The sequence below is a fragment of the Micromonospora parva genome (assembly GCF_000718515.1).
GTDB lineage: Bacteria > Actinomycetota > Actinomycetes > Mycobacteriales > Micromonosporaceae > Micromonospora > Micromonospora parva.
Genome location: NZ_JNZS01000007.1, coordinates 244,316 through 257,650, shown reverse-complemented (window position 1 = coordinate 257,650; position 13,335 = coordinate 244,316). Strand labels below are relative to the sequence as shown.

General features: G+C 72.5%; 9 protein-coding genes and 1 pseudogene. 5 read left to right on the top strand and 5 right to left on the bottom strand.

Translation table 11 applies throughout. The features are described from left to right. Window positions 1-12: 12 nt before the first annotated feature. Together IF22_RS35870 and IF22_RS0110755 are read right to left on the bottom strand one after the other, a co-directional pair. Window positions 13-1,290, bottom strand: a pseudogene (locus IF22_RS35870) (glycoside hydrolase family 10 protein); the annotation flags it as partial. A 477-nt stretch (window positions 1,291-1,767) separates the two neighbouring features. Further along, on the bottom strand, window positions 1,768-2,988 hold the full coding sequence (locus tag IF22_RS0110755) for a PP2C family protein-serine/threonine phosphatase (RefSeq protein WP_030330818.1): 1,221 nt from the start codon (window positions 2,986-2,988) through the stop codon (window positions 1,768-1,770). Between the two features lie 221 nt (window positions 2,989-3,209). Between IF22_RS0110755 and lanKC the strand changes: the two genes are divergently transcribed. From lanKC to IF22_RS0110735, 4 genes are all read left to right on the top strand, one after another. Then, entirely contained in the window at window positions 3,210-5,849 is a 2,640-nt protein-coding gene (gene lanKC, locus IF22_RS0110750; RefSeq protein WP_245233594.1) for a class III lanthionine synthetase LanKC, read from the top strand. 5 nt (window positions 5,850-5,854) lie between these two features. Further along, the gene (locus tag IF22_RS0110745) at window positions 5,855-5,974 is read left to right on the top strand and encodes a SapB/AmfS family lanthipeptide (RefSeq protein WP_013734295.1); all 120 of its coding nucleotides are present in this window, start codon (window positions 5,855-5,857) and stop codon (window positions 5,972-5,974) included. Window positions 5,975-6,044: 70 nt separating this feature from the next. Continuing rightward, window positions 6,045-7,772 carry an ABC transporter ATP-binding protein gene (locus IF22_RS0110740; protein WP_030330813.1) on the top strand — a complete coding sequence of 576 codons (1,728 nt, stop codon included), beginning with the start codon at window positions 6,045-6,047 and terminating at the stop codon, window positions 7,770-7,772. After that, a complete protein-coding gene (locus IF22_RS0110735; protein WP_030330812.1) occupies window positions 7,769-9,547 on the top strand; it encodes an ATP-binding cassette domain-containing protein in 1,779 nt (592 codons plus the stop codon). The genes IF22_RS0110740 and IF22_RS0110735 overlap by 4 nt, the downstream gene beginning before the upstream one ends. A gap of 28 nt (window positions 9,548-9,575) precedes the next feature. On the opposite strand, the gene IF22_RS0110730 is transcribed toward IF22_RS0110735, so the two are convergent. The 3 genes from IF22_RS0110730 to IF22_RS0110720 form a co-directional block, all read right to left on the bottom strand. Beyond that, window positions 9,576-10,160 (bottom strand): response regulator transcription factor, encoded by a 585-nt coding sequence (locus tag IF22_RS0110730; protein WP_030330810.1) that lies wholly within the window; start codon window positions 10,158-10,160, stop codon window positions 9,576-9,578. A gap of 119 nt (window positions 10,161-10,279) precedes the next feature. Beyond that, complete coding sequence (locus tag IF22_RS0110725; protein ID WP_030330808.1) at window positions 10,280-10,885, bottom strand: response regulator transcription factor; 606 nt, start codon at window positions 10,883-10,885, stop codon at window positions 10,280-10,282. 201 nt (window positions 10,886-11,086) lie between these two features. Further along, window positions 11,087-12,196, bottom strand: coding sequence for a hypothetical protein (locus IF22_RS0110720; protein WP_030330806.1), 1,110 nt, complete (start codon window positions 12,194-12,196; stop codon window positions 11,087-11,089). A gap of 373 nt (window positions 12,197-12,569) precedes the next feature. Between IF22_RS0110720 and IF22_RS0110715 the strand changes: the two genes are divergently transcribed. Continuing rightward, window positions 12,570-13,331: a cyclase family protein gene (locus IF22_RS0110715; RefSeq protein ID WP_030330805.1), complete on the top strand. Its 762-nt coding sequence runs from the start codon at window positions 12,570-12,572 to the stop codon at window positions 13,329-13,331. The last annotated feature ends 4 nt before the right edge of the window (window positions 13,332-13,335 follow it).

Here is a 13,335-nt window from a genome sequence, read left to right as displayed (position 1 = left end):
CGCCGCGCCGTTGCCGGAGCCGGCGGCGTCGAGGCACATGGTGCCGTACACCTGCAGTTGTTTGCCCGAGGTGTAGGTCCAGGCCTGGTTGGTCTGCTTGTTGCAGTCGTAGAGCTGCACCCGGGTGCCGTTGGTGGTCGCCGCGTTGGGCACGTCGACGCACCGGCCGGACTGGGTGCCGACGATTTCGTTGGCCGAGCCGGGCGGGTTGGTGGGCGGGTCGGTGGGCGGGTCGGTCGGCGGGTTGGTGGGAGTGGCGCTGTTCAGCGCCTCCAGGGTGGCGTTGTAGGCGGCCTTCTTGTTGCCGTTGCACTCGAAGAGCAGCGGAGTGCCACCGGAGCGCCACGAGTCGCAGTCCCGCACGCCCCACACGGTGACCCCGTTGCAGCGGGCCACGGCCAGGCAGTCGTTGACCACGTTGCGGTAGGTGTTGGCCTGCGTCGTGCCGGAGCCTTCGATGTCCAGCTCGGTGACCTGCACGTCCACCCCGAGGGCGGCGAAGCTGGACAGCGTCGTGCGGTAGTTGCTGTTGTACGGCGAGTTGGCGTTGAAGTGCGACTGGAACCCGACGCAGTCGATCGGCACGCCCCGGGACTTGAAGTCGCGCACCATGTTGTAGACCGCCTGGGTCTTGGCCCAGGTCCAGTTGTCGGTGTTGTAGTCGTTGTAGCAGAGCTTCGCGTTCGGGTCCGCCGCGTCGGCGGCGCGGAACGCGGCCTCGATCCAGTCGTTGCCGGTGCGCTGCAGGTTCGAGTTACGACGGGCGCCGCTGTTGCCGTCCTCGAACGCCTCGTTGACGACATCCCACGAGTGGATCTTGCCCCGGTAGTAGGTGGCCACCCGGGTGACGTGGTTCAGCATCGCGCTGCGCAGCGCCGAGCCCTCCATGCCCTGCATCCAGCTCGGCTGCTGGGAGTGCCAGGCCAGGGTGTGGCCCCGGACCTTCCAACCCCGGGAGGTCGCATGGTTCACGATCCGGTCCGCGTTGCCGAAGGTGAAGTTGTTCTGCTGCGGCTCGGTCGCGTCGATCTTCATTTCGTTCTCGGGCGTGACGCTGTTGAACTCGCGGTTCAGGATCGTCGTGTAGGCACTGTCACCGAGCTTGTTCGCGGCGACGGCGGCGCCGAAGTAGCGGCCGGACTGGGCTGCGGCGGCGCCGAGGGTCGTCTCGGCGGCCTGGGCCAGATTGGGCAGCAGCGACACGATCAGGGTCAGAATTATCGCGGCGGTTCCGGAAAGAGTGAGCGTTCGCAGTCGGGTATGCCCGGTGAGACGGGTCCGGGAAGGCATGCTGATCCTCCGGTGGTGGGATAGGAAGAGCTCTGGCGCTGTTCGAGTGGGTGGCCCCGCCAGATGGCGGTGGTCACCGTGCTGAGTCCGCCCGAGCGGGCCGGCAGCGGCCTCAGGTGGTGGCCCGGATGCGGGTCGCTCGGGCTACTTGACCAGCGGGTGGAGCGTTGCGATGAGTGGGTCCGGTCGCCCGCCGGGACATGGTCGCGGGCGCTGGTACCGCAGGGTGGTGGATGTGGTCACCTGGCAGGTGGGTGGGCCTGACGGTTGCGTGAGGCGCCTCCTCCGCGGAAGGATCTTGTTAACGTTCACACCTGTCGATGGCTCCCAGGCTGGCAGAAAAATCCCTGGTTTTCAACCGGTAGTTTCGGACCTGTTACGGATCAGGGCGCCACGATTCGCGCGCCTTCCGGCGCACAAGATCGAACAATGCGTGACCGGTGGGTGGGTCAGCCGTGGATCAGCTGCCCGATCGGCTCAGTCCGACAGTGGTCGACGGCGGATGACCAACAGGGCAATGTCGTCGTTCGGGTGTTCCTCCGCCGTGGTGGCCATGATGTGGTCGCACAACGCCTCGGCCGGCCCGGGCCGCACGGCGTCGGCGAGACGCTCGATCCCGGTGTCGATCACCTCGCTGCGGCGCTCGACCAACCCGTCGGTGTAGAAGACCAGCGCCGCGCCCGGCGGTAGGTCCAGAACCGTGGTGCGGCGATTGCTCACCGGCCGGCCCACCCCGAGTGGCCGGTCCACCGACACGCTGACGGGCACGCTGGGCTGGTCGGGAACGGCCAGCAGTGGGGGAAGGTGGCCCGCCGAGGAGACGTGCACCCGCGTGCGGTCGGGAGAGATCAGGGCGTAGACGGCGGTGGTGAGAGTGCCCGCCTCGAAGTGGTGGATCTTGCGGTCGAGTGAGGTCAGTGCCTGGGCGGGGTCGTCGGAATCCAGAGCGTAGGCGCGTAGCGCGCTGCGGATGCGTCCCATCACGACGGCGGACGGCAGCCCGTGACCGGAGACGTCGCCGATGACGGCGCCCAGCCACCCCGATGGCAACGTGAACACGTCGTACCAGTCGCCACCGATGCCCAGGTCGTGGCCCGGAATGTAGCGGGCGGCCAGGTCCAGGCCGGGGACGTCGGGCAGTCGGCCCGGTAGCAGGCTGTGTTGCAGCGCCAGCGCCGCCTGCCGGTCGAGAACCTGTGCGCGGGCCTGACCGGCGAGGCTGGCCCGATCGGCGACGAGCTGCAACAGCTGCACGTCGTCCGGGCCGAACCGCCGCAGCGTCAGGGAGCCGACGTGCAGTACGCCGACGAGGTTGCCGTTGACGAGCATGGGCACGCCCAGCAGGACACGGATGCCCTTGACGAGCAGGATGGGATTGACCACGTCGTCCGGCCCGACGTCATAGATCATGACCGGTCCGCGGGTCGCCGCCACCCGACCGGCGAAGCCGCGTCCGACCCGGATGCGGAAACCGCGGCGTACCTCCTCCTCCAGGCCCTTGGCCGCTGTCGCGACGAGCTCACCGGTGTGGTCGTCAAGCAGCAGGATGGTGGCGGTGTCGACCTTGAGCAGGTCCCGGATCCGTTCGAGCAGCTCGTCGAGCAACTCGGCGATGTTCAGCCCTGAGAGGGCCGCGTCGGTGATCGCCTCGATACGACGCAGCCGCTCGTCATTCGTCACCAGCTCGGCATCGGCCACGCAGGAAGCCTAGACGCCGGCCCGCCGCCGTCGGCACGCCAGCAGCGAGATCGACACTGTCCGTCGCCCGACGGCGAGTACCCGCCTCTGTCTCCGACCTCACCGACCCGATCTGAGCGCGGCCGTGCGGACCTGACTAATGTCATGTGTGCCTGTGCGCCATGCATCGAAGGTCATGACTAAGCGCACTGGAGACCGCCCCGTCCTGTCGATGAGACTCGATGCAACGCCGGAACAACAGCCGGCCGAGTTCGAAGGGCGGCGAGACGGTGGACGAACGCTACGACAGCTACTGCGCCGCAGATCGGCTGTTCTACGACTCGCTCGGCAGCGCCGTCGCGCAGCCCGTCTTCCCGGCCGCCGACCGGCCGGTACCGGCCGGCTGGCGCCGTGAGCCGCTCGACGACTGGCTGATCTACGCGCCCGACGGCGGCTCGCTGCCCCAGCAGGGCTGGAAGATTCACGTGTCGGCAGGTCTGGCGAACGCCGAGCGGGTGCTGGACGCGGTCTGGAACTACTGCGTCCCCCGCGGCCTGTCCTTCAAGTTCCTGCGCGGGCCACGCACGCTGCTGCTGCGCAACTCCAAGTACGCCGCCCGGGCGGCCAGCGGCAAGTTCGTCACCGTCTACCCGCGCGACGACGCCGAGCTGGAACTGACCTGCAAGGAACTCGACGAACTGCTCACCGGCGAGCCCGGACCGTACATCCTCAGCGACCTGCGCTACGGTGCCGGCCCCGTCCACGTGCGCTACGGCGGCTTCGCCGCCCGCTACTGCCACTCTCCCGACGGCCAGGTGGTCCCGGCGATCGAGGACGACTCCGGCACGCTGGTGCCCGACCGCCGCGAACCGGTCTTCCACGTACCGTCCTGGATCACCCTGCCCGACTTCCTCGGCCCGCACCTGGCCGCCCGCAACGACACCAGCACCAACCAGGTGCCGTACCGGATCGAACGGGTGATCCACTTCTCGAACGGCGGTGGGCTGTACGTGGGCCGGGACCTGCGTACCGACACCGAGGTGGTCCTGAAGGAAGCTCGACCGCACGCCGGCCTGGACGCCGACGGCACCGACGCCGTCGCCCGGCTGGCCCGCGAGGCGCAGGCCCTGCGGCAACTCGCCGACCTGCCGCAGGTGCCGCAGGTGCACGACGAGTTCGTCCTCGGCGAACACCGGTTCCTCGCGCTCGAGTTCATCGACGGCAAACCGCTGAACAAGGTGCTTGTCGACAGGTACCCACTGATCGACGCCGACGCGACAGACGGCGACCGGGCGGCGTACGTCCGATGGGCCCGCCATGTCTACCAGCAGGTCGAAACCATCGTCGCGGCGATCCACGAGCGCGGCCTGGTCTACGGGGACCTGCACCTGTTCAACATCATGATCCGGCCGGACGACCAGGTTGCCCTCGTCGACTTCGAGGTGGCCGCCCCGATCGCCGGGCACCGCCGACCCGGGCTGCGCAACCAGGGCTTCGCGGCGCCGAGGGACCGCAGCGGCCCGGCGGTCGACAAGTACGCCCTGGCCTGCCTTCGGTTGGCGCTGTTCCTGCCGCTGACCCAGCTGGTCCGGCTCGCCCCCGCGAAGGTGACCCACCTGGCCGACATCATCGCCGCGAACTTCCCGGTGCCGAGGTCCTTCCTCGACCCGGCGGTCGAGGAGATCACCGGCGCCCCACCGGTCACCACCGACCCACGCATCGGCGCGGACGACTGGCCCACCATGCGTCACCAGCTGACGACGGCGATCGTGGCCAGCGCCACCCCCGAACGCGACGACCGGCTCTTCCCCGGCGACATCGAACAGTTCCGCAGTGGCGGCCTCAACCTCGCCCACGGAGCGGCCGGCGTGCTGTACGCGCTCGACAAGAGCGGCGCCGGGCGGTGGCCCGAACACGAGGACTGGCTGGTGCGGCGGGCGACAGCACCCCCGTCCGGCACCCGCTGCGGCTTCTACGACGGGCTGCACGGCGTCGCGTACGCACTCGCCCACCTTGGCCGCCGACAGGACGCACTGGACGTTCTCGACATCTGCCTGCGAGAACCACTGGACGGGCTCGACCACAGCCTGTCCGGCGGACTGTCCGGGATCGCGCTCAACCTGGCCGAGTTTGCCGGGCGTACCGGGGAGGCGTCGTTGCGCGACGCCGCGTGGCGGGCCGCCGAGCGGGTGATCGGCCAGCTGGCCGACGACCCGGGCCCGGACGTCAGCGGCGGACACCACCCGTACGCCGGGTTGCTGCGCGGCCGGACCGGACCGGCGCTGATGCTGCTGCGCCTCTACGAACTCAGCGGCGACGGCGAGCTGTTGGAGCACGCCGCCACGGCCCTGCGTCAGGACCTGCGCCGGTGTGTGCTGCGGCCGGACGGTGCGCTGGAGGTCAATGAGGGCTGGCGCACCATGCCCTACCTGGCGCACGGCAGCGTCGGCATCGGGCTGGTCCTCGACCAGTACCTGCGCCACCGGGCCGACGACCGGTTCGCCGAGGCGAGCGCGGGAATCCGCCGCGCGGCCCGCTCACCGTTCTACGCACAGTCCGGGCTCTTCGCCGGACGGGCCGGCATCATCGCCTACCTCGCCGCCTCGACCGACCACGCCGACCGCCGCGAACTCGACGCGCAGCTGGACCGGCTGAGCTGGCACGCGCTGCCGTACCGGGAGGGGACCGCGTTCCCCGGCGAGCAGTTGCTGCGGCTCTCCATGGACTTCGGCACCGGCACCGCCGGCGTGCTGTACGCGCTGGCCAGCGCGCGGCACGACCAACCGCCGGCGCTGCCTTTCCTCGCGCCCCTGCCGGGCGCGCAGAGACTCCCTCGCCACAGCGAGGGCGACCTGATCAGCGAACGGATGGAAGGGAGGTGAACGACATGGCGCTTCTGGACCTCCAGGGCCTGGAGATGGCTCCGGCCGACCGCACGGGTGGCGGTAGCCGGGCGAGCCTGCTGCTCTGCGGCGACAGCTCGCTCTCCGTCACGACCTGCAACTGATCCACACACACGGGGCCCTGGGTGGGTAGACGTGCCCACCCAGGGCAACCGCGTACCAACGGGAGGACCGATGCCGACGTTCGCCTCGGGGGACAGGCTGCTGCGGCAGACGGTCCTGGCGGGCGGCGGCTGGACCGCCGGACTCGCGGCGGTCGCGCTGCTCGGCGCGGCCGCCGAACTGTTGCTACCCGCGGCGCTCGGCCGCGCCGTCGACGCCGCCCTCGGCGGCGGTTCCGGCTGGTGGGCGGTGTCCGCCTGCGGCCTGGTCGTCGTCCTCATCGGCGTCGACACCCTGACGGACCTGACCAGCGGGTACGGTGCGGCCCGCGCCACCGCCGGACTGCGCCGGCGTCTGCTGCGTCACCTGTTCGCCCTGGACATCCGCGCCACCCGCCGGCACCCGGTGGGTGATCTCGTCGGCCGTCTGGTCGGCCAGGCCGCCGACGCGGGACAGGCCGGCAACGCCGTGGTCCTGGCCATCGTGGCGGTGCTTCCGCCGCTGGGCAGCGTCGTCGCGCTCGCCATCATGGAACCGGTCCTCGGGATCACCCTGCTCGCTGGCCTCGGCCTGCTCGCCGTCCTCATGCGCGCCTTCGTGGCTGACGCCTCGGCGGCGACCGCCGGGTACCAACGGGTTCTCGGCACCATCGCCGGACGGCTGCTGGAGTCGCTGACCGGCGCCCGGACCATCGCCGCCGCCGGCACCACCCACCGCGAGCAGGACCGGGTGCTGGCGGCCCTGCCGGAGCTGGACCGGCACGGCCGGCGTTCCTGGGAACTGCTGGCCCGGGCGAGCGCCCGCACCGCGGCCGTGGCGCCGCTGCTGAACCTGAGCGTCATCGCGGTCGGCGGGTACGCCCTGACCGCAGGCTGGCTCACGCCGGGTGAACTGGTCGCCGCCGTCCGGTACGCGGCCATGGGCGCCGGCCTCGGTGGCGTGCTCGCCACCCTGAACCACCTGGTCCGCAGCCGCGCCGGAGCACACCGGGTCGCCGAGCTGCTGGCACAGTCCGCCGCGCCCGCAGGAGATCGGCCCCTTCCACCCGGCGCGGGCGCCCTGCGACTGCGCGGGGTGGGCGTGCACGCCGACGACGGTCGGCCCATCCTGGACGGCATCGACCTGGACGTGCCGGCCGGAGCCACAGTGGCCGTCGTCGGCGCGTCCGGTGCCGGCAAGTCGACCCTGGCGGCCGTGGCCGGCCGGCTGCACGACCCCGACCGCGGTGAGGTGCGACTCGACGGTGTGCCGCTGCGCGACCTCGACACGGCGGCGTTGCGCCGTGCCGTCGGCTACGCCTTCGACCGGCCGGTGCTGATCGGCGCGACAGTCCACGACGCGATCGGCCTGGCGCTGCCGGTCGACGCGGCGACGCCGCCGGCCGATCGGAGCCCGGCCACACCGGCGGTGCTGCGGGCGGCCCGCACGGCGGCGGTCGCCGACGTGATCGACCGTCTGCCCGGCGGCTATCGCACCCCGCTGGTGGACACACCCCTCTCCGGGGGCGAGACCCAACGCCTCGGCCTGGCCCGCGCGTTCGCCGCCGAGCGGCTGCTCATCCTGGACGACGCGACGTCCAGCCTCGACACCGCTACCGAACACCGGATCACCACCGCGGTCCTCGGGCGGGGCGGGGAGCGTACCCGACTGGTGGTCACCCACCGCACCGCGGCCGCCGCGGCGGCCGACCTGGTCGCCTGGCTGGACGGCGGTCGGCTGCGCGGCCTGGCGCCGCACCGGCAACTCTGGGCCGACCCGGACTACCGGGCGGTCTTCCAGCCGGCCGGCGGCGGATCGTGAGCCGTTCCGGCGTACGCCGGGTGACCTGGCGGGCGCTGCGGGCCCGACGACGGGCGCTCGCCGGGCTCGGCGGCTGGTCGCTTGTCGAGTCGCTGCCCGCGCTGCTCGCCGGCTATCTGGTCGCCCGCGCCGTCGACGAGGGCTTCCTGGCCGGACGTCCGCTCAACGGCCTGGCCTGGTTGGGGGTCCTCGCGGTGGCCGTGCTGGTGGGCGCGGCGGCCACCGGTCGGACGTACCGGAGCCTCGGCGCCGTGGTCGAGCCGTTCCGTGACGAGGTGGCCGCCCAGGTGGTCCGGGGTGCGCTGGGCGACGCCACCCGGGCGGGTGGCCGCCCGGACAGCGCCGCCGTGACCCGGCTGACCCACCAGATGGAGATCGTCCGCGACACCTTCGCCGGTCTGCTGATGGTGACCCGTGGTTTCCTCTTCTCGGCGGGCGCCGCCCTGCTCGGCCTGCTCGCCCTGGCGCCCGTGGTGGCGGCGCTGGCCGCCGTGCCGCTGGTCGCCGGTCTGGGCGTGTTCCTCGCGGCGCTGCCGGCGATGGTCACCCACCAGCGTGCGTACGTCCGGGCCGGTGAGCAGCTCGGCCAGTCGGCGGCGACCGCGCTGGCCGGTCACCGCGACGTGCTGGCCTGCGGCGCCCAGACCCGCGTGACGGCCGAGGTGGCCCGCTGGGTGTCGGCGCAGGCCGCCACCGAACGCATGCTCGCCCGGATGGCGGCGATCCGCAGCCTCAGCCTCGGCATCGGCGGCTGGCTGCCCCTGCTGGTGCTGATGGTGGCCGCCCCGTGGCTGGTCGAGCGTGGTCTCACCGCCGGCGCGGTGCTGGGTGCGCTGATCTACGTCTCCACCGGGTTGCAACCCGCTCTGCACACACTGGTGCAGGGTCTCGGCGGCGGCGGGCTGCGCTACGTGGTCACACTGGAGAACATCCTGCGCACCTATCCGGTGTCCGACGACCAACGCCCGCCGGCCCCCGCCGACCGGACACCCCACCGCCGGCCGCCCACCGCCCCCGGCGGACGGTCACCAACCGTCGAGGTCCGGGGACTGACCTTCGCCTACGGTCCGCGCGCCCGACCCGTCCTGCGGAACTTCTCGCTGACACTGGCCGACCAGGACCATCTCGCCGTGGTGGGACCCAGCGGCGCCGGCAAGTCCACACTGGCCGCCCTGATGGCCGGTCTGGTGGCTCCGCAGGCGGGCACTGTCCACCTGGCCGGCGCGCCGGTCACCGCTGTCGATCCGGTCGGCCTCGCCCGGATGCGCGTGCTGGTACCCCAGGAGGCGTACGTGTTCACCGGCAGTCTCGCCGACAACCTCCGCTACCTGCGGCCGGACGCCGACGAGCACACGCTGGAGGTCGCCCTCGACGCGCTCGGCGCGCGTCCGCTGGCCGCTCGTCTGGGTGGCCTGAGCGCGCCGGTCACGCCGGCCCTGCTCTCCGCGGGCGAGCGGCAACTCATCGCGGCGGTCCGGGCCTGGCTGGCACCCGCCCCGCTGATGCTCCTCGACGAGGCGACCTGCCACCTGGATCCGGCGCTGGAAGCGACGGTCGAGGCCGCCTTCGCCCGGCGGCCCGGCAGCCTCGTGGTCATCGCACACCGGATCAGTTCCGCGCTGCGGGCTGATCGGGTGCTGGTCCTCGATGGCGACGAGCCCCTGCTGGGCACGCACGAACAGTTGATGGCCCGCTCGGCCACCTACCGGATGCTCGTCGGCTGCTGGGACGACCCGGTGGTGCCGTCCCGGGCGACGTCGGCGCGGCCGGGCTGAACCCCGCCCGTCAGCGCCGACGCGCTGGTCAGATCCACCCCGCCTCGCCCGCCATCCGCACGGCCTCCACCCGGGTACGGGCACCCACCTTGCGGGCGATCCGACCGAGATGGTTACGGACGGTGCCGCGGGTGAGCCCGAGCGACGCCGCCACCTCAGCGACCGGCGCTCCCGCGGCCGTCAGCCTCAGCACCTCCGTCTCGCGGCTGGTCAGTGGGCCGTCCGAGCGCAGCGCCGCGACGACGAGATCCGCGTCCAGCACGGGTTCCCGGCGGGCGAGCCGGCGGATGCCGTCGATGACCCGGTGCGGGGCGGCGTCGTTGCGCAGGATGCCGACCGCCCTGGTCGGGCAGAGCATGCCTCGCAGTCGCCGCGCCCGGTGCGGGTGAGCCAGCAACAGCAGGGGGCACCCACCGAGGCGGCCGGGATCGATTCCCTCGACGAAGTCGAGGTCGGCCACCACCACGTCGGGGCGTTGGGTGTGAACGGCAGCGGAGACCGCATCACCGCGATCCACCTCCGCCACGACGCGGATGTCCTCCTCGGCGGCGAGGACGAACGACAGCGCGCCCAACACCAGGGCGCCGTCCAGGGCGAGCAGGGTACGGATCACGATGGACCTTCCTGCACTCCGGTAGTGATCACTCAACGTCAACATTCAAACACGGGTCCGGCGGGTCCGCACGGTGACGGGGCGGGTCCGGACTGTCTCCACCGGACCCGCCCCGACGGCTACAGCCAGCCGTTACGCCGCGCGCGCGACACCGCCTCCAACCGGTTGCGGGCGCCGGTCTTGCGCAGGATCACCGACAGGTGATTGCGCACCGTTCCGTGCGCCAGGTAGAGGCGGACGGCGATCTCCTTGAGGGGCAGGCCTTCGGCGGCCATCCGCAGCACGTCCATCTCCCGGGGCGTCAACGGCATCTCGGTGGGACTCAGCGCCGCCACCGCCGCGCTCGGATCGATCGCCCGCTCCCCGGCCGCGAGGGCGCGGATCGCCCGCACCAACTCGGCCAGCGAGCTGTCCTTGCCGACCAGACCCCGTGCGCCGGCCGCCAGCGCCGCCTCCACCAGGGCTGGGCTCCACCGAGGGCTCATCGCCAGCACGGCGGCCTCCGGCGCCTCGACGTCGATGCGGGCGACCACCTCCACCGGGTCGGGCAGCTCCGGCGTCAGCGCCAGCACCACCACCTGTGGCCGGCACCGCCGAACCACTGTCAACAGCTCGCCGACACCCTCGACGTCGGCGACCACCTCCATGTCCTCCTCTCGTGACAGCGCGGCGCAGAGCGCCCCGCGAAGCAGACCCATGTCCTCGGCGACAACAACGTGGATCACCACGTCTTCTCCGATCTCAGGTACGCGTCACGGCGGCCACCGATCCCGGAGCGTCCACGGGTTGATCAGGGCGGTCGTGCGCGACAGACGGGCAGGCAGCGGCCCGCGGCGCCGTCGGTGTGGACGGGCGCGGGCACCGATCGACCGGCCGGCGGGTGGAGCGGGCCGTGGGGCCCGCCACCGAGGTCGGTCGACCCGCCCTCAGCCCGGGCGGGCGATCGCCGCCGGAGTGCGGCTCTCGACCAGGAGCGGCACGAGATCGCCGGGCTGCGCAGCACCGCTGTGCGACTGCCGGTCCACCGGCCGGGCCAGCCCCGGCCCGGGTTTCGATCGGTCGTCGACACCGGCGGCGTCCTGGTCGACGGGCATGACGGGTTGGCCCGAGAATTCGCTCGCGGCGTCCACCGGCTCCCGTGGCGCGGCCCGGTGCCCCGTCGTCGAGGCGGTGGGCGGTGCGGGGCCGACGACAGACATTTGCGCTGGCGCGGCCGGTGCCGGCGGCGCCGCGGCGGGCGCGGGGGGCACCGGCGGATCCGCCGGTGGCGTCGGGACTGTCGGTACGGGAGCCGGGTCGGTCACCGCGACCGCACCCGCCCCGAGCGCCGGCGGAACGGGCGGCGGAGGTGTCGCCGCGGGAACGACCACCGTGTCGAGAGCCGGTGGTAGCACGGCGTCGACGACGTGCAGGAGCGCCGTGACGAGGGGGCGGATCGGCACCGCGTGGACGGTGTCGACGACGTACGGCAGCGGGGCGGTGATCAGGCCCACCACCGGCGAATCACCTGGCACGTACAGCGTGGGCAGGTCGGGGACGGCGGTGGCCGGCAGGTCGGGGACGGCGGTGGCCGGCGGTCGCGGTGCGCCAGCGGCAGAGCGCGGCGGCTCGGCACGATGAGCTGCCCGATGGGCCGCGCGAGCGACCGGGGCCGGCTGGAGCGTGTCGGGCTCTGCCGCGTCGGGTGGGACGGACGCGTCGGCCCGGGGCGGCGGCACGGACGCGGGCGATGCGTCCGGCCCGCGTCGAGGCTGCGTGGTGGGTGTCTGCTCGCGGGGAGCGACGATGTCACCGACGAGCCCGGCCAGCGGGGCGCGCGGCCGGTCGCGGCGGCGCTCGTCGGCACGTGTGGCCCGCTGGCGTTCCTCATCGGGGCGCTGCGCGACCGTCAGCCGCACGACCGGCTCGACCAGACGGCCGAGCTTCCGTTGCGGCTCAGCGCCGGTCCCGCTGTGCGTACCGTCGGCGGCGGCCGGCCCCTGGAACAGGGCGGCCACGACGAAGCCGGCCCCGACGGCGACCGCGATCAGCACCATCCGCCGGGCGATGCTGCGCAGCCGGTCAGCGGCAAGCGGCGCAGATCGGCCCGGCGCAGACGCCGGCGCGGTTCCGTTGACGGGACTTCGCACGCGGGCACGACCCCTTCCTCTGGATTGCTGACCCATCGTAGCGATGCGCTTACCTAGCCGCATCCGGTGACGTGTCCTGCCCGCAGCGACGCAGGCCCGGTTATCGGGCGGTTTCGGGGCAGTCCGGGCCGGCGCCGGTGACAACAATCTGACTGATTGCTCAGGGCGTCGGGTCCCCGCCCGCTCCCGTGTGACGGTCAACCGGCTGTTCGGCGGCAACACGCCAGCGGGCACCGCGCGACGGTCCATCGTGGAACGCGGGCGGGTGTACCGTCGCCGCATGACGGTGCTGCAGGAGTTTGTCGCCGCTCTTTCCAGCGGCCGGATCCAGGTTGTCGACCTCACCGCTCCGCTGTCCGACCAGACTCCGATCCTGGGTCTGCCCGAGCAGTTCGGCCAGACCTGGCCGTTCCAGCTCAGCGAGATCAGCCGGTACGACGACAGGGGCCCGGCCTGGTACTGGAACAACTTCTCCACCGGCGAGCACACCGGCACCCACTTCGACGCCCCGGTGCACTGGGTCAGCGGTCAGCACGGCGCCGACGTGTCGCAGGTCCCGGTGAGTCAGTTGATCGCCCCGGCGGTGGTGATCGACCACTCCTCCGACGCCGCCGACAACCCCGACTTCCTGCTTCAGGTGGAGCACGTCAGGGCGTGGGAGGCGGAACACGGGCCCCTGCCCACCGGTGGCTGGCTGCTCTACCGCACCGGCTGGGACGCGTACGGCGACGATCCGCAGCGGTACGCCAACGGCGGGCGTACCCCGGGCATCTCCGTGGAGTGCGCCCGCTGGCTGGCCGAGGAGTCACCGATCCGTGGCGTCGGGGTGGAGACGGTCGGGACCGACGCGGGCGCCGCGCACTCGTTCGACCCGCCGTTCCCGTGCCACTCGTTCCTGCTCGGCCAGGACAAGTACGGTCTGACCCAGCTCCGCAACCTGGGGCAGTTGCCGACCACCGGCGCGGTGGTGATCGCCGGCCCGCTGCCGATCGTCTCCGGCTCCGGCAGCCCGTGCCGGGTCCTCGCGCTGGTCGAACGCTAGGCCG

Coding starts and splice junctions, on each gene's coding strand:
- lanKC (WP_245233594.1), top strand. CDS start 3,210: ATGCAACGCCGGAACAACAGCCGGCCGAGTTCGAAGGGCGGCGAGACG.
- IF22_RS0110745 (WP_013734295.1), top strand. CDS start 5,855: ATGGCGCTTCTGGACCTCCAGGGCCTGGAGATGGCTCCGGCCGACCGC.
- IF22_RS0110740 (WP_030330813.1), top strand. CDS start 6,045: ATGCCGACGTTCGCCTCGGGGGACAGGCTGCTGCGGCAGACGGTCCTG.
- IF22_RS0110720 (WP_030330806.1), bottom strand. CDS start 12,196: ATGGTGCTGATCGCGGTCGCCGTCGGGGCCGGCTTCGTCGTGGCCGCC.
- IF22_RS0110715 (WP_030330805.1), top strand. CDS start 12,570: ATGACGGTGCTGCAGGAGTTTGTCGCCGCTCTTTCCAGCGGCCGGATC.